This is a genomic window from Burkholderia sp. KBS0801, assembly GCF_005937855.2.
GTDB classification, from domain to species: Bacteria; Pseudomonadota; Gammaproteobacteria; order Burkholderiales; family Burkholderiaceae; genus Burkholderia; species Burkholderia ambifaria.
This window is the reverse complement of sequence record NZ_CP042178.1, coordinates 67429-83443: the sequence shown is the minus strand read 5'-3', so window position 1 is coordinate 83443 and position 16015 is coordinate 67429. Positions and strand designations below refer to the sequence as shown.

General features: G+C 68.3%; 12 protein-coding genes. 4 read left to right on the top strand and 8 right to left on the bottom strand.

Annotation, left to right across the window (positions count from 1 at the left end; genetic code table 11):
• The first annotated feature begins 247 nt into the window (after positions 1–247).
• A complete protein-coding gene (locus tag FFI87_RS17150; protein WP_012367104.1) occupies positions 248–754 on the top strand; it encodes a GNAT family N-acetyltransferase in 507 nt (168 codons plus the stop codon).
• A 52-nt stretch (positions 755–806) separates the two neighbouring features.
• On the opposite strand, the gene FFI87_RS17145 is transcribed toward FFI87_RS17150, so the two are convergent.
• Positions 807–2801 carry a glycosyl hydrolase family 28 protein gene (locus FFI87_RS17145; protein ID WP_138849725.1) on the bottom strand — a complete coding sequence of 665 codons (1995 nt, stop codon included), beginning with the start codon at positions 2799–2801 and terminating at the stop codon, positions 807–809.
• A gap of 328 nt (positions 2802–3129) precedes the next feature.
• On the opposite strand from FFI87_RS17145, the gene FFI87_RS17140 reads away from it, so the two are divergent.
• Positions 3130–4488 carry an aspartate aminotransferase family protein gene (locus FFI87_RS17140; RefSeq protein ID WP_138849726.1) on the top strand — a complete coding sequence of 453 codons (1359 nt, stop codon included), beginning with the start codon at positions 3130–3132 and terminating at the stop codon, positions 4486–4488.
• A 179-nt stretch (positions 4489–4667) separates the two neighbouring features.
• Here the strand turns inward: FFI87_RS17140 and FFI87_RS17135 are convergent, their stop codons facing one another.
• Positions 4668–5852 carry a M20 aminoacylase family protein gene (locus tag FFI87_RS17135; RefSeq protein WP_138849727.1) on the bottom strand — a complete coding sequence of 395 codons (1185 nt, stop codon included), beginning with the start codon at positions 5850–5852 and terminating at the stop codon, positions 4668–4670.
• Between the two features lie 38 nt (positions 5853–5890).
• The gene (locus FFI87_RS17130) at positions 5891–7135 is read right to left on the bottom strand and encodes a diaminopropionate ammonia-lyase (RefSeq protein WP_138849728.1); all 1245 of its coding nucleotides are present in this window, start codon (positions 7133–7135) and stop codon (positions 5891–5893) included.
• Between the two features lie 181 nt (positions 7136–7316).
• On the opposite strand from FFI87_RS17130, the gene FFI87_RS17125 reads away from it, so the two are divergent.
• Positions 7317–7793, top strand: coding sequence for an Lrp/AsnC family transcriptional regulator (locus FFI87_RS17125; protein WP_138849729.1), 477 nt, complete (start codon positions 7317–7319; stop codon positions 7791–7793).
• 2 nt (positions 7794–7795) lie between these two features.
• On the opposite strand, the gene FFI87_RS17120 is transcribed toward FFI87_RS17125, so the two are convergent.
• The 4 genes from FFI87_RS17120 to mhpT form a co-directional block, all read right to left on the bottom strand.
• Complete coding sequence (locus FFI87_RS17120) at positions 7796–8413, bottom strand: PolC-type DNA polymerase III (protein ID WP_138850244.1); 618 nt, start codon at positions 8411–8413, stop codon at positions 7796–7798.
• Positions 8414–8643: 230 nt separating this feature from the next.
• Positions 8644–10365, bottom strand: coding sequence for a tannase/feruloyl esterase family alpha/beta hydrolase (locus FFI87_RS17115; RefSeq protein ID WP_138849730.1), 1722 nt, complete (start codon positions 10363–10365; stop codon positions 8644–8646).
• A gap of 28 nt (positions 10366–10393) precedes the next feature.
• Positions 10394–11542 (bottom strand): porin, encoded by a 1149-nt coding sequence (locus FFI87_RS17110; RefSeq protein WP_012367111.1) that lies wholly within the window; start codon positions 11540–11542, stop codon positions 10394–10396.
• A 63-nt stretch (positions 11543–11605) separates the two neighbouring features.
• Positions 11606–12811 (bottom strand): 3-(3-hydroxy-phenyl)propionate transporter MhpT, encoded by a 1206-nt coding sequence (gene mhpT / locus FFI87_RS17105; protein ID WP_138849731.1) that lies wholly within the window; start codon positions 12809–12811, stop codon positions 11606–11608.
• A gap of 92 nt (positions 12812–12903) precedes the next feature.
• Here mhpT and FFI87_RS17100 point away from each other — a divergent pair, with 92 nt between their 5' ends.
• Positions 12904–13956, top strand: a complete 1053-nt coding sequence (locus FFI87_RS17100; RefSeq protein WP_138849732.1) for an RNA-guided endonuclease InsQ/TnpB family protein — start codon at positions 12904–12906, stop codon at positions 13954–13956.
• 164 nt (positions 13957–14120) lie between these two features.
• On the opposite strand, the gene FFI87_RS17095 is transcribed toward FFI87_RS17100, so the two are convergent.
• Positions 14121–16013: a feruloyl-CoA synthase gene (locus FFI87_RS17095; protein ID WP_409995116.1), complete on the bottom strand. Its 1893-nt coding sequence runs from the start codon at positions 16011–16013 to the stop codon at positions 14121–14123.
• Positions 16014–16015: the final 2 nt, after the last annotated feature.

The window sequence follows — 16015 nt, the reverse complement described above, 5'->3', positions numbered from 1 at the left end:
CCGCATGCGCCTGACCTGATCGGGCGCATCGGGCAGATTGCGCTCGCTCGACGCGGCGCTACGACGCGCGCGCTCCACTTCATCTCCTTCCTTCTGTCAGCGCAGCACGCTTGCCGCGCTGACACGTCACCGTCAGCTTCCGCACACCGCCGATACTCGCGCGAGCCACCCGTTTGCGCTTAGCATTGTCGATGCCCTGCCGCGCATCGCGCGGCAGATTCCGACACCCCAACAAGAACTGCATTCCATGATCACGATCCGCCTGCTCGACGCCGCCGATGCGGCGCAGTTCCAGTCCGTGCGCCTGCGCGCAATCGACACGTCGCCGACCTCGTTCCTGCCGACCCGCGACGAAGAAGCCGGCATCACGGTCGACGAATTCGCGACGCGCATCACGCCGAGCGGCGTGCAGGCCGTGTTCGGCGCATTCGACGGCGCAACGCTCGTCGGCATCACGGGCGTGCGCCGCGATCCACGGGTGAAGGTCGCGCACAAGGCGCTGATCTGGGGCGTGTTCGTCGAGCCTGCGTATCGCGGGCGCGGCATCGCGCAATCGCTGCTCGACAGCGCGACCGCGCATGCGGCGCAAGCGTGGCAATGCCGGCAACTGATGCTGTGCGTCAACGAGGTCAACGGCACCGCCGAACGCCTGTACGCGTCGCAGGGGTTCGTCCGCTTCGGCACGGAACCGCGCGCGCTGTTCATCGACGGCCGCTTCTACGACGAGCACCACATGGTCAAGACGCTGGCGTAACGCGTCCGCGTGCATCGACCCGCCGCACGCGAACGCGTGCTCGCGCGTTACCTCACCGCGCGTCGGTGACCGTCATGTTGACGGCCTGCCCGGCGATCGTCACGTTCGTCAGCGTCATCGCGCTCACGTTGAACGCGTAGATCGGCCCCGGCGACGTGACGGTCGGCGTGCCCGACGCGACCGGCGTGCCGAAGTCGCAGTTACTGATCGTCACGCCCGAAATCGGCTGCACGGCAGGCGTCGGCGGCGTGCCGTTGTAGTCGAACGCGACCGGCCCTTGCGCGACGATCGCCTGGAAGCACGACGCGGTCACGCCGTTCAGCGTCACGTTGCTCGCCTTCACGTCGGAGATCGTCACGTTCTGCACGACCGGCGGCCGCGTGCGCACGGCGTCGTTCGCGGGCTGGTAGTCGCAGTCGAACGTGACGATGCCGCCCTGCGCGGCCGACGGATTGCCCGCCGACGGCGTCGCCACGCCGAGCGGCACGCTCGCGTTGACCGGGCTGCCCGCGAGCAGCGCACTGCCGTAGCCGCCGCCCTTCAGCGTCACGCCGTTCGGCAGCGTGACGCCCTTCACGTGGAAGTCCTTCACGTAGCCGCCCCGGTTCATGTTCGTCTTCACGCGAATCGCGATGTTCAGCGGGTTGGTCTGCCAGTTCGCGTTCAGCATCGACAGGTTGGTCGCGTAGATCTGCTCGACGCCGCCGCCCATCTCGCTGCCGAGTGTGATGCCGCCGTGCCCGCTGTTCATCGTGCAGTCGCGGATCAGGTGCCGCTTCGCGGGGCCGTATTCCGTGTCGCGGTCCTTGCCCGACTTGATCGCGATGCAGTCGTCGCCGGTGTTGAACGTGCAGCCTTCGCACAGCACGTCGGTGCACGCATCCGGATCGAAGCCGTCGTTGTTCGGGCCGATGCTGTTCGTCGTCACGCCGCGCATCACGACGTTGCGGCTCGCGGTCGGATGATGCTGCCAGAACGGCGTGTTCTGCGTCTGGTAGTGCTCCATCAGCACGTTGGTGCAGCCGATGAATTCGACCATGCACGGCCGCAGGTAGTGACCGAGGCCGAAGATGCGCTTCTCGACCGGCACGCCGGCCTCGGACAGCGCGGGCAAGTAGTTCTGATCCTGCTGCCACGGCGTGACGGGCGACGTGAGCAGCGCATAAAGCGCGTCGGGGATCGCGGGCGCGACGATCCGCAGGTCGACGTTGTTCGGATTCGCGGAATTCTGGGCCGGCACCGTCGCGCCGGCACCGTATGCACCCGACGAGCCCTTGTAGGTCCACCAGCACACGCTGCTGCTGCCCGAGCCGGAGAACGGCGTCATCGCCTGCCCGTTCAGCACCGATGTCGGCCCTTCGCCGGTCAGCGCGATGTTCGTCGCATTCCGCGCATAGACGGGGGCGCCGTAGTTCAGGCAGTCGTTTGCCTGCCAGCGGCTGTAGTACAGGCGGCCGTTCGCGCCGCAGTCGACCGGGCCGTCCTTCGCGTAGTCGGCCGGGTTCGGGCTGAAGTAGATCGTGCAGTTCGCGCTCAGGTGGAAATTCACGTTGCTCTGCAGCACGATCGGCCCCGCGCAGTACCAGTTGCCGGGCGGCACGACCACGCGGCCGCCGCCTGCGCGCACGCACGCGTCGATCGCCGCGAGAAACGCCGGACGCGAGTCGAACGCTCCGGGCGCGGTCGTCAGTTCGGAACCGGGGCTGACCGGAGATTTCGCCGCCGGGTACGGCGACGTCTGCGCGACCGTCGCGCACGCGCGTGCGCCGTAGTGCGTGACGTCGAAGTCGTGCCTGCGGAACGCGAGACGCGACACATGCGCGAGCGATGCCGCGATGCGCGCCGCCGCACCGTGCTCGCCCCAGATCAGGTCGACCGCCGCATTGGGCGATGTGCCGGCCGCGAACGCGCGGGTGGCCGCGAGCGGTCCGCCGACCACGGCGCCGCCGGCGAGCGCACCGGTCCAGCCGATGAAATCGCGACGCGAGAGCCGCCGCAGCGCGGGTGATCGGACAGACGAGGACGAACGGCGACGGTTTGCGGCCATGGGCACTCCTTCAATGGTTGGGGGATCGATGCGCCGGTCGGCGCATCGCTATTCATACGTCGTCGTACTACATGGCGCAGTCTAAACGCGATCGAAGCCGCCGATGTATCTGTCGTTTACCCCTGTTTATACCGGCCTTATGTCGAATATGTGAGCACACACTCACTTCTTGGCTCGTCCGCAAAGATATATGTTGTCGTATCTTTATGCGCAAAAACTCCACCTCTGACGGCTCCGGCAGTCGAGGCCGGATCGACCGCGTGCGTGGAATATGACAAGCTCGCGGAGGCCTCACCCGTCCATTCCAAACCCGTCACAGGAGCCTCAATTGCAGACCCGACACGGAGTCGACCTCATCCGCGCCCGCGCGCTGTTCGATCGCGAGCGCCGTGCATTCACCGAAGCCATGCCGATCTCCCGCGCGTTGTCCGCGGAAGCCGCCGAGCATTTGCTGTTCGGCGTGCCGTTGCACTGGATGCAGGACTGGTCGACCCCGTTCTCGCTGGTCGTGAAGGAGGCGCGCGGCGCGACCTTTACCGACGTCGACGGTCATCGCTACGCGGACTTCTGCCTCGGCGACACCGGCGCGATGTTCGGCCATGCGCCCGAGCCGGTCGCGCGCGCGCTCGCCGACCAGGCAACCCGCGGCTACACGACGATGCTGCCGAGCGAGGACGCCGCGTGGGTGTCGCATGAACTCGCGCGCCGCTTCCGGCTGCCGGTCTGGCAGTTCGCGCTGAGCGCGAGCGACGCGAACCGCTTCGTGCTGCGCTGGGCGCGCGCGGCCACCGGCCGCAACACGATCGTCGTGTTCAACGGCTGCTATCACGGGACCGTCGACGACGTCTTCGTCGATCTCGTCGACGGCCGCCCCGTGCAGCGTGACAGCCTGCTCGGGCAATCCTACGACCTGCTCGCGAACACGCGCGTCGTCGAGTTCAATGATCTCGACGCGCTCGAAGCGGCGCTGAAGGACGGCGACGTCGCATGCGTGCTCGCCGAGCCCGCGATGACGAACATCGGGATGGTGTTGCCGCAGCCGGGCTTCTGGGAGGCGGCGCGCACGCTGACGCGCCGCTACGGCACGCTGCTCGTGATCGACGAAACGCACACGATCAGCAGCGGCCCGGGCGGCTACGCGGCCGCGCACGGCCTCGACGCGGACGCGCTGGTGGTCGGCAAGCCGATCGCCGGCGGCGTGCCGTGCGCGGTGTACGGTTTCAGCGCCGAATTCGCGGAACGCGCGAAAGAGGCGAAGCTGAACGCGCCGCCCGGCCATTCCGGGATCGGTACGACGCTCACCGCGAACATGCTCGCGATGCGAGCGATGCGCGCGACGCTCGCCGAAGTCGCGACCGACGCCGCGTATGCGCACATGTTCGAACTGGCCGCGCGACTCGCCACCGGGCTCGAACAGGCGATCGCGAAACATGGGCTGCCGTGGTGCGTGACACGCATCGGCGCGCGCACCGAGTTCCAGTTCACGCCGACCCCGCCGCGCAACGGCACGATCGCGGGCGAACAACTCGACAGCGAACTCGAGCACATCGTGCATCTGTACCTGCTGAACCGCGGCGTGCTGATCACGCCGTTCCACAACATGATGCTCGTGTGTCCGCAGACGACGGCCGACGACGTCGATACGCTCGTCGCGCAGTTCGACGCGTGTCTGCGCGAGCTGGCGTGATGTGACGACGTTTCGTTCGACGAGCCCGGACACGAGCCAGGCCACCGGCTGCGGCGAAGCGACATGGCATGGGCATGCGTCGCCGCGCCCTTCACTTTGCCGCTCGCCCCGGGCATTCGATCGTTCGAAAGGCATTGTCTCGTCATGAACGATCCGCGTAACCGCCTGCCGACGCCGCGCTACGCAGCCTTCAACGCGCGCCGCGCCACTTCCGCGAAATAGCGCGCGCCGACCGACAAAATCTCGTCGTTGAAATCGTACGTCGCGTTGTGCAGCGGCACCCCGCCGTGCCCGACCGCCTCGCCGTTGCCGATGAACACGAAGTTGCCCGGCACCGCTTGCAAGAACGCGCCGAAGTCTTCCGAGATCATCATCGGCTGCACGTTTGCGTCCACCGCGTCAGCGCCCGCGACCTGCGCGGCGGCCTGCACGGCGGTGTCGACCCATTCCGGAGAATTCACCGTCGGCGCGAACTCGTGCGTGTACTCGAACGTGCAGGTCGCGCCGTGCGTGCGGCAGATTCCGTCGCTGATCTCGCGCATCCGCGTTTCCAGCAGCGCCTGCACGTCGCGCGAATAGCTGCGCGTGTCGCCCTTGATCGTCACCGTCGACGGAATCACGTTGCGCAGCCCGTCGGTGATGAACTCCGTGCAAGAGATCACGGCCGGCTGGCCCGGATCGAGATTGCGCGACACGATCGTCTGCAGCGCGAGCACGATCTGCGCGCCGATCACGATCGGATCGATGCCCATGTGCGGGCGCGCCGCATGCGTGCCGCGCCCGTCGATCCGGATCACGAAGTTGTCCTCGCTCGCCATGATGCCGCCCGCGCGCGTCGAGAACGTGCCGGCGCGCATGCCCGGCATGTTGTGCGCACCGAAGATCGCGTCCACCGGAAAGCGCTCGAACAGGCCGTCGGCCATCATCGCCTTCGCGCCGCGCCCATGCTCCTCGGCCGGCTGGAAAATGAAGCGCACCGTGCCGTCGAAGCCCCGGCGCTCGGCCAGCAGCCGCGCGGCGCCGAGCACCATCGACATGTGGCCATCGTGCCCGCACGCGTGCATCTTGCCCGGCGTGCGCGACGCGTGTTCGCGGCCCGGCGCGTGCTCGGCGATGTTCAGCGCGTCCATGTCCGCGCGGATGCCGATCGCGCGCGTGCCGGTGCCGACCGTCAGGTTCGCGACGACGCCCGTGCCGCCGATCCCGCGATGCACGTCGAGCCCGAGCGTCGTCAGAATCCGCGCGACGTAATCCGACGTGTTCACTTCCTCGAAACCAGTCTCTGGATGCTGATGCAGATGCCGGCGCCAGGTCTTCAATTGCCCTTGCAGCGTGCTTTCTTCCGTTGCGTCGATTGCGTCCATCGTGCTTGCCTCGTCGATCGTCAGGTCGTTCGGTTCGGTCAGGCCATCGCGGCCGCGCGGTTCAGCCAGTCGCGCTGGCGCGCGAGCACCGCGTCGGCCGTATCGCCGACGCACTGCCGGTAGACGGACGGCGCGGTCGCGCCCTCCGTGTTGATCGCCAGCACGCGCGAATGCGCATCGAGCCCCGCCTGACGCGCCAGCGCCGGGTCGCGCATCAGCACGGTCAGGCCCGCGATGCCCGCCGCGCCCGACTCGCCTGACACGAACGGCACGTCGCGTTCGCTACCGGCAGCCAGCGCGCGCATTGCCCGCACCGCGTCGTCGTCGTCGATCAGCATGAAGTGGTCGATGCTCGGCTCGAGGAAATCCCACGCGAGCGGCGACGCCTCGCCGCACGCGAGCCCGGCCATCACCGAATCGACGCTGCCGGACGCCTTCGTCGCGCGCCCGGCGAGCGCGCTCTGGTACAGGCAATCGGCCTGACGCGGCTCGACGACGACGAAATGCGGCCGCCGCGCGCCCGCGTGCTCCCAGAGATAGCTCGCGATGCCGGCCGCCAGGCCACCGACGCCGCCCTGCAGGAACACGTGCGTGAACGGCCGGCCGCCATTATCGTGACCGTCCGCCGGCTGCTGCGCGAGCGCTTCGGCCGCGATCACGCCGTAGCCCTGCATCACGTCGCGCGGAATCGCTTCGTAGCCGTCGTACGACGTATCCGACACCACGTGCCAGCCGTTCTCGTGCGCGAGCCGCGCGGCGTGCACGACCGATTCGTCGTAGTTGCCGGCTATCCGCACGATGCGCGCGCCGTGCGCGGCGATCGCGTGCTCGCGCTCCGCGTCGACGTGCGCGTGCAGCACGATCACGCAGCAGCAACCGATCGCGCGCGCGGCGGCGGCCAGCGCGCGGCCGTGATTGCCGTCGGTCGCGCTGATCACTGTGAGGCCGGTGAGCGACGCCGCGTAGCGGCCCGTGACGAGCCCTCTCGGATCGAGTTCCTCGCGGTGGCCCAGCCGCTTCACGAGCCGCATCAGTGCGATCGGCGCGCCGAGCGCCTTGAAGCTGCCGAGCGGCGAGCGGCACGCCTCGTCCTTCACGCTGACGCTCGCGACGCCGAGCCGCGCGGCGAGATCCGGCAGCATGCGCAACGGCGTGCGCGCGGCGCCGACGAGCGGCCAGTGCGACAGCCACGCGCGGCTCTCGTCGGCCGCCGCGATGTTCATGACACGGCGCAGCGCATCGGGATAGTCGGTGCGCGACGCGCGAGGGTTGGCGATCAGCATGGCGGGAAGGGCTCCGGAAAAGGGCCGCGCGGGCGGCCCGTCGGTGGATGCGGTGCGGGCGCATGCGGGTTGCGCTCGCCGTCGGTCCGAAAAATAATATTGCGCGAGCCGGTCAAAAAAATCGCCAAATCGACCGACCGCACGCAAAAATTTCTCATTCTTTCGAGGTTGCCGCGCCACCATGCCCACCCCACTCGATGCGTTCGATCGCAAGCTGCTGATCGAAGTCCAGCGCGACGCGCACACGCCGCAGAACGAACTCGGCGCCCGCGTGAACCTGTCGACCGCCGCCGTGAACCGCCGCCTGCGGCGGCTCGCGGACGACGGCGTGATCGAGCGCTATACGGCGGTCGTCGCGCCGGACAAGGTCGATCATCCGCTGACGATCGTCGTGAACGTGGAGGTCGAAAGCGAGCAGATCGACCTGCTCGACGCGATGAAGCGGACCTTCGAGCGCTGCCCGCAGATCCAGCAGTGCTACTACGTGACCGGGGAATGGGATTTCGTGCTGATCCTGGCCGTGCGCAACATGGATCAGTACAACGCGCTCACGCGCGAGCTGTTCTTCGCGAACAACAACGTGAAGCGGTTCAAGACGCTGGTGAGCATGAGCCGCGTGAAGGTCGGGCTCGAGGTGCCGGTGGAGCTCGGCGAGTAACGTCAGCGCCCGTCGGCGGCCAATGACCCGAAAAACGTCGCGACCTTGGCCTTGCTCGTCGTCTGCAAGCGCGACATGAGGCCGTGATCGATGTGTCGCAGGCCGTAAGTCGCGCCGATGTCGCGCTGCAACCGGCACCACAGATGGCTCGCGATCTCCGCGTCGACCATCGCCCGGTGAGCGCGGCCCGTCTGCGGCAAGCGCAGCATGTCCGCCAGGCTCGACAGCCGGTGACTGCGCGCGTGCGGGTAGATGCGCCGCGCGACGAGCATCGTGCACGCAAACGCATGCTCGGCCGCCATGCCGAGCATCCCGAGCTCGGCCTGCCAGAACCGCTTGTCGAAGCCGGCGTTGTGCGCGACCACCGGATGGTTTCCGACGAACGCGGCGGCTTCCTTCATGACCTGCGACACCGGCGGCGCCGCCGCAATCATCTCGTTGGTGATCCCGGTGAGCGCGACGACGTCGGACGGAATGCGGCGTCCCGCGTTCATCAGGCTCTGGTAACGGTCGACGATCTCGCCGTCGCGCAGCAGGATTACGGCGATCTCGGTCGCCCTGTCGCCCAGGTTCGGAGAAAGCCCGGTTGTTTCGAAGTCCAGTACCGCTACGGTTTGCATGGTTGAATCGGTGGAAAGATACCTGGCGAGGAACGTCGGTCGGCACGCGTCGCGCCGACAGGAAAGCGCCATAGTATCCCGGGCGCCGCCTGCGGCGGCAAACGCCCTCGTCACGCGCGGCTCACCGCCGCTTTTTTCCATGCGCACCGGCGCGCTCGCCATTGCCGCGGCGGAACCACGGCGGATGGTCCGATCCACGCACCGATCGGCACATCCGCGCTCCGGCTACATCAGCGACAACTGAAGCTCGCCGCCGAATTCACGTCGCCCGAACCGTTGTAGCGCGCCACCTGCGGATACGGGCACAGCGGACGCATGCGGCCGGCCCCCCACGAAGTCGGCACGTCCGCATTCGGCACCGCGTTCGTCGCGTCGCGCGCGGTGGCAACGATCGCGGCGGGTGCCTGCCCCTGCTCGACCCACGCCACGAGCGGCGTCAGCATGTCGAACTGGTCGGCCGCCGGCCCGCCCGCGCAGTGGTTCATCCCCGGCACCGGATAGAAGCGCGCGAAGCTCGATGCATCGCCGCCGTTTGCCTGGGCGACCTGCGCATACCAGTCGCGCGTGTCGTTGAACGAGAACACCGGATCGCCTGTGCCGTGATAGACGAGCAGTTTCGCGTCGCGCGACTTCAGCGCGGACAGGTTGGTCTCGTCGGGCGGCGTCATGAACGACCACGACGATTGCGTGTACACGCCGTTCGTCGCGAAGATCGCCGGCGCGTCGTTGTCCATGTCGAAGCCCAGCGCGAAGCCGGCGAGGTTCGCGAGCGTCGCGGCGGTTTTCGGCGGCGTCATGAACGTGAACGCCATCGCGGCCGGGTCGAGCGTGATCGAATTCGACTGCTTCCAGCCGGCCCAGCCGGCGGCGGCCACACCCGGATCGTACGGAAAGCTCGCGTAGAGCGCCGTGCCCGCGCTGTTGCGCGCGCCCGCGAACACGTTCTCGAGCGCACTCTTCTGCGCGCTCGTCAGGCAGGACCCGGTGCGCGTGCCATTCGCGCAGGTCGGGATGTCCGTCTCGACGCTGAAGTGCGCCTGACACGCGGCGACGTCCTGCACCATGCCGTCCGTCGCGCCGTCGAGCGCATCGCACTTGTCGAGAATCTTCGCGCCGACGAACTGGCGCTCCGCGTCGTTGAAGCCGCTGCGGATGTCCGGCAGCCCGTTCGAGCCGGTGGCCGACGCGATCTTCGCGAACTGCTGCGCGCCGTACATTTCGCCGATCGCCGCCTTCGGCAGGTGAAAGCCCGGGTCGCCGGCGATGATCCCGTCGTAGTCGGCGGGATTGCGCACGGCCGTGACCATCGCGTGACGGCCGCCGTTCGAGCAGCCGCCGAAATAGCTGCGATCGGGCGCCTTCCCGTACGCGAGCCGGATCACCTGCTTGGCCATCGGCGTGAGCGCGTCGACCGCGCCGTAGCCGTAGTCGAGCCGCGCCTGCGGATCGAGGCCGAACAGCGGGTTCTGCGCGGCGCTGTGCCCCGAGTCCGAGCTGATCACCGCGAAACCCTGGTTCAGCGCGTCGGTCAGCGGCCCGCCGCCGCCGATCTCGCCGGTCGCGGTCACGACGTTGCCGTCGAGCCCGCCGTTCGCCTGGTAGAAGAAGCGGCCGTTCCACGCCTTCGGCAAGCGCATCTGGAAACCGATCGCGTAGGTGTTGCCGTCCACCGCGCTCACGCGCTCGTTCATCTTCCCGGCGATCACGCAGTGCTCGGCGATCGGCTTGCCGGCCACCGTCAGCGCGCCGGCGGCCGCGGTCGTCACCGACGTGAACGACGTGTTCGCATACGCGAGCTTCGCGGCGAGCGCGTCGCAGGTCTGCGTCATCGCGGCCGGCGTCGCGGCGCTCAGATGCGTCGGCGCGGAGCTGACCGAATCGTCGCCGCCGCAACCGGCGAGCATGGCGGCCGACAGCGGCGCAATACAGAGGAATGCAGATTTTCTCTTCACGATATCTCCCGTTCGTCAGGCTGCCGAATCAGAACATGTGCCGCACGCCGACCATCGCGCCGAGCTGCCCCATCCCCTGGCCGGGCGTCGTGCCGGCCCCGCCGCCGCTCACTGCGTAGCGCGCATGCGCGCTGTTCCACAGATACGACGATTGCGCGTAGACGGCCGTGCGCTTGGTCAGCAGATAGGTCGCGCGCAGCGTGGCCATCGTCGCGCGCGTGTCGTGCGCGCTGTTGACGATCCGGTAGCCTTCGCCGTCGACGACGAAGTCGGGCTTGATCGCATACGACGCGCCGAGGAAGAACAGGTCCGAATGCGCGCCGGCCGCGGCCGGCGAACCGGTCGACACGCGCCGCCCGATCCAGCCCGCGCCGATGCGCGCGCCCGCCGCCTGCGCGTAGGCGCTCACGTGCGTGCGCGCATCCTTGCCGCCGCTGCTGGTGAAGGCGACCGGCGCGACGCCGTCGAAGAAGTTCGCGGCGGCGCCCGTGCCGCCGCGCTGCTCCTCGTACGACGCCGCCGCACCGAAATACGCGCTGTCGTACTTGAGCATCACCGACCAGTTGCGGCATTGCACCGCGTCGCCCGGCACCTGCCCCGCGCACGTGCCCTGCCCCGGCGAGTTGCCGGTGCCGGCGCCGTCGCGGCCGAACGAATACGCGGCGCCGAGCGTCACGCCGCGATACGTGCCGACGTAGGTCACCGCGTTGTCGGCGCGGCCGTTCGGCACGTATGCGTCGAGCGAGCCGAGCCCGTAGATGTCGGGGCCGATGATGTCCGCGCCCTGCAGCGCGAGATACGTCATCGTGTACTGGCGGCCGAACGCGAGCGTGCCGAAGCCGCTCTTCAGCCCGACGAACGCCTGCCGCCCGAACAGCCGCCCGCCCTGCCCGAGGTCGCCGCCGCGCACGTTGAACCCGCTTTCGAGCGTGAACACCGCCTGGTAGCCGCCGCCGAGATCCTCGGTGCCGCGCAGGCCCCAGCGTGACGGCAGTTCGCCCGTCACGCCCGGCATGCGCACCACGTGGTCGCCGGCCGCGTTCGCGTGCGACACGTACTCGACGCCCGTGTCGATGATTCCGTACAGCGTCACGCTCGACTGCGCGTGCGCGCCCGGCGCGGCCAGTGCGCAGCAGGCGCCGGCGGCCAGCAGGCCGTTCCTGGTTTTCGTGTTCATTGCGTTTGTCTCCAGACCTTGAGTGGGCGCGCTCTGACGGCGCGCATCGAAAAACCGTGAAAGTCAGTCGCCGGCTTGCGGGCGGCGAATCAGCACCAGCGCGGCGACGGCCGCGACGAGCGTGACCGGGATGCTCGCGCCGATCACGACCGGCGCGCTGCGGCCTGCGGCCAGCAGCGTCGCGGCCGCGAGCGGCCCGACGACGGAACCGAGCCGCCCGACCGCCACCGCCGCGCCGACGCCCGTGCCGCGCATCGCGGTCGGGTAATAGATCGCCGCGAGCGCATACAGCACCGACTGCCCGCCGACCACGAACATCCCGGCGGCAAACGCGGCCGCCGCGAGCGATGCGAAGCCGGGCGCGGCCGAGAGCGCGGCAAGCGACAGCACGATCCCGACATACATGCCGCCGACCACGCGCGACGCGCGCATCCGGTCGAGCGCCGCGCCGATGCCGAGCGCGCCGAGTCCCGCGCCGACGTTGAACGCGATCTGCACGAGGCCGACATGTGCACGGTCGAGCCCGCGCGCGGCCATCAGCGACGGCAGCCAGTTCAGCAGGAAGTAGAGGACGATCAGCGTGCAGAAGTAGCTGATCCACAGCGCGAACGTCGACGTCGTGCGGCCGTCGCCGAACAGCGTGTGCGCGACGCTGGTGCGCGCGGCCGGCGTGCCGGCGACATCGAGATACGCGCGCGATTCCGGCAGGCACCACGCGAGCAGCGGCACGAGCAGCAGCGGCCCGGCGCCGCCGACGTAGAAGATGTGCCGCCATTCGGTGTCGCCGGCGAGCAGCACGCCGATCAGCGACGCGATCACGCCGCCGAACGGAATGCCGCAATACATCGTCGCCACCGCGCTGCTGCGCAAGCGCGGCTCGACCGCTTCGGACGACAGCGCGATCAGGTTCGGCATCGCGCCACCGAGGCCGAGGCCGGTCAGCACGCGCACGACGACGAGCATCCAGAAGCTCGACACCTGCGCGGTCGCGATCGACAGCAGCCCGAACAGCACGGCCGACGCGATCAGCACGCGCTTGCGGCCGATCCGGTCGGCGAGCCGCCCGCCGAGCATCGCGCCCGGCAGCAGCCCGAAGGTGCCCGCGCTGAACGCGATGCCCATCTGCGACACGGTCAGCCCGAACTCATGCGCCATGCGCGGCGCTGCGACCCCGACCGACTGCAGGTCGAGCCCTTCGAGGAGTGCGACCGCGAAACACAGCGCGAGCGTGGTCGCGACCGTGGATTTTTCGGCAACGTAAGTGTTCATCACGAATTGCTCCGAGAAACCTCGCCATTGATGGCGGGAAGGAAAGGATGGCTGTTGACAGGCAGCTTCTTCCACGGGTTAGGATCACCGGCATGATTCTTGTCTACCGCTACCGCGTGAAGTCGCTCAACGGACTGCTCAACAAGCAGAGCCGTGCGGTGAACTACGTCTGGAACTTCTGCAATGACACGCAGAAGCACGCGCTCAAGTGGAGCAAGAAATGGCCGACGGGATTCGATCTGAACGTGCTGACGACGGGGAGCAGCAAGGCGCTCGGCATCCACTCCGGCACGATCAACGCGACGTGCGAGCAATACGCGAAGTCGCGCAGCCAGCACCGACGTCCCTACCTGCGCTATCGCGGCAGGAAATCGCTGGGCTGGGTGCCGCTGAAGGGGCGTGACCTGAAGCGCGAGGGTGACGCGTTCCGTTTCGCCGGCAACACCTTCCGCGTGTTCAACAGCCGACCGCTTCCCGAAGGCAAGATCAAGGACGGGACCAACTTTGCGCAGGATGCACGCGGCAACTGGTTTCTCAACATCGTGATCGAGATGCCCGATGTGCAGGCCCGCCCGATCCGTTCCGGTGTCGGCATCGATCTCGGCTTGAAAGACTTCGCCACACTTTCGACCGGCGAGAAGCTGCCCAATGACGGATTCGGCCGACGCGCGGCGGAGAAACTGGCGAAAGCTCAACGGGCGCGAAAGCACAAGCGACATATCGCGAAGCTGCACGCCAAGGTCGCGAATGCCCGTGCCGATTTCCAGCATAAGCTCGCGCTCGATCTGGTGCGGCGTTTCGATTACATCGCGGTTGGCAATGTGTCTGCCGTCAAACTTGCCAGAACCAGGATGGCGAAGAGCGTCTACGACGCGTCCTGGTCGTCCTTCCGAAACAAGCTCCGCTACAAAGCGATCGCGCACGGGGCCACGTTCGAGGAAGTGGACGAAAGCGGTTCTACCCAGTCCTGTTCGGCGTGCGGGTCGAAAGACAGCACGACGCGGCCGAAAGGTATCGCGGGACTGCGAATAAGACAGTGGGCCTGCAGTGGATGTGGTGTCGTGCATGATCGAGATACCAACGCTGCGCTGAACATTCTCCGATGCGGACGTGCATCGCCAGCTGTGGGAATCCTCCGCCTTTAGCAGACGGAGGAGGACGTCAATCTGTCTCCAATTCCATGTCTTGTAGTCCGTCGGTCCGACAACGGCTGCCTTTATCAGGCAGCCTGATCCACTGGCCGCAAGCGTGCCTGCCGGTGCCGTGGCCGGCCGGTCGTTGTGCCTGCTTGTTGCCTACTGCTTACTGCCTACGCGTAAATCACGTCGGGATCGCGCCGCGCCGGGTCGTACAGCGCGTCGATCGTCGCCGCGCGATGCTGCTGCACGGCCGCCTGGTTCAGCGAACCCTTGTCGGTCACTTCGCCGAGATCGAGCGACGGCGGCGTGTCGATCAACCGGATGCGCGCGACGAACGTCGAGCCGCCGCTGGCATGCCGGTTCAGCGCGGCAAGCCACGTCGTGAACGCCGCGCGTACGGCCGGCGCGCGCAGCACGTCGGACACCGGCGCGTCGGCGGCGAGCCCCGCCAGCGCGCGGCACGCGTCGACGCGCGGAAACACGAGCAGCCCGATGTCGTCGCGATTGATCCCGGTGACGACCACGTCCTGCACGTACGGCGCGCCGCTCGACACCGCGTTCGCGCGCAACGGCCCGACGCTGACGAAGGTGCCGCTGCTCAGCTTGAAGTCCTCGGTCAGCCGCCCGTCGAACTGCAGCCCGAGTTCCGGCCGCTGCGGATCGGCAAAGATCCCCGCGTCGCCGCTGCGGTAATACCCTTCGTCGTCGAACACGTCGCGCGGATCGACGTCCGCGTGCCAGTAGCCGCGCATCACGTTCGGCCCCTTGAAACGCAGCTCGAGCTTGCCGCCGCACGGCACCAGCTTCGCGTCGCAGCCAGGCGCGGGCAGCCCGATGTAGCCGGCACGCATCAGCGGCCCCGTGGTGAACAGGCACGACGGCGACGCCTCCGTCATCCCGAGGCCGGCCATGATCCGGATGCGCTCGCCGCAATGCGCGTAGGTCACGCGGTCGAGCCGGTCCCACGCGGCCTGCGACAGCCCCGCGCCGCCGAAGAAATACAGCTTCACGCGCGAGAAGAACGTGTCGCGCAGCGCGGCATCGCGTTCGAGCGCGACGGTCAGCTCTTCCCAGCCCTTCGGCACGTTGAAGTAGATCGTCGGCGCGATCTCGCGCAGGTTGCGCACGGTTTCGTCGAAGCGGCCCGGCATCGGGCGGCCGTCGTCGATGTACAGCGTGCCGCCGTTGTACAGCGCGATGCCGAGGTTGTGACTGCCGCCGAACGTGTGATTCCACGGCAGCCAGTCGACCAGCACCGGCGGCTCGCGCGTGAGCTCGGGCATCGTCTGGCGCAGCATCTGCTGGTTGCTGCACAGCATCCGGTGCGTGGTCGGCACCGCCTTCGGCTGCTTCGTCGAACCGGACGTGAACAGGATCTTCGCGAGATGATCGGGGCCGATCGCCGCATGGATCGCGTCGATCGTGCGCGGTGCCGTCGCGAGCAAACGCGAGAGCGGCACCGCGCGGCCCTTTCCGTGCGCGCCGGCATCGTCGTCGCGTGCGACGATCAGCGCCGCATCGGCCGGCAACGTGGCGTCGAGCGCACGCATGAACGGCGCGCGTTCGGCGACGAAGACCGCCCCCGGGCGCAGCACGCCGAGCGTGTGGCGCAGCTTGCCGTAGTCGGTCGACACGAGCGAATACGCGGGCGAGATCGGCGCGTACGGCACGCCGGCCAGCATGGCCGCGAACATCAGTTGCAGATGCTCGAGATCGTTGCCGGACAGCACCGCGAGCGGACGCTCGGCCGACAGCCCGAGATCGACGAGGCCCTGGCCGAGCGCGCGAGCGCGCTCCAGCATCCGCGCGTAGGTGATCTCGATCCAGCGTCCGTCGGCGCCGCGCCGCGCGGCGAGCACGCGATCGGGGTGCGCTTGCGCGCCGCGCACGAGGCAGTCGGTCAGGCGCGTCGGGTAGTCGCCGAGCGGTTCGCGCGAACGCAGGTACCACGTGCCGTTTTCCGCGCGGCGAATCTCGGCCGCGCCGACGGCGACGGCCGCCGCGCGATAGCGCACGCCGCCCGTGTCGTTCACCGGCCCGCTCGCGGGCGTCGCTACCTTCATCG

Coding starts and splice junctions, on each gene's coding strand:
- mhpT (WP_138849731.1), bottom strand. CDS start 12,811: ATGAACACTTACGTTGCCGAAAAATCCACGGTCGCGACCACGCTCGCG.
- FFI87_RS17125 (WP_138849729.1), top strand. CDS start 7,317: ATGCCCACCCCACTCGATGCGTTCGATCGCAAGCTGCTGATCGAAGTC.
- FFI87_RS17150 (WP_012367104.1), top strand. CDS start 248: ATGATCACGATCCGCCTGCTCGACGCCGCCGATGCGGCGCAGTTCCAG.
- FFI87_RS17135 (WP_138849727.1), bottom strand. CDS start 5,852: ATGGACGCAATCGACGCAACGGAAGAAAGCACGCTGCAAGGGCAATTG.
- FFI87_RS17095 (WP_409995116.1), bottom strand. CDS start 16,013: ATGAAGGTAGCGACGCCCGCGAGCGGGCCGGTGAACGACACGGGCGGC.
- FFI87_RS17130 (WP_138849728.1), bottom strand. CDS start 7,135: ATGCTGATCGCCAACCCTCGCGCGTCGCGCACCGACTATCCCGATGCG.
- FFI87_RS17120 (WP_138850244.1), bottom strand. CDS start 8,413: ATGCAAACCGTAGCGGTACTGGACTTCGAAACAACCGGGCTTTCTCCG.
- FFI87_RS17110 (WP_012367111.1), bottom strand. CDS start 11,542: ATGAACACGAAAACCAGGAACGGCCTGCTGGCCGCCGGCGCCTGCTGC.
- FFI87_RS17145 (WP_138849725.1), bottom strand. CDS start 2,801: ATGGCCGCAAACCGTCGCCGTTCGTCCTCGTCTGTCCGATCACCCGCG.
- FFI87_RS17100 (WP_138849732.1), top strand. CDS start 12,904: ATGATTCTTGTCTACCGCTACCGCGTGAAGTCGCTCAACGGACTGCTC.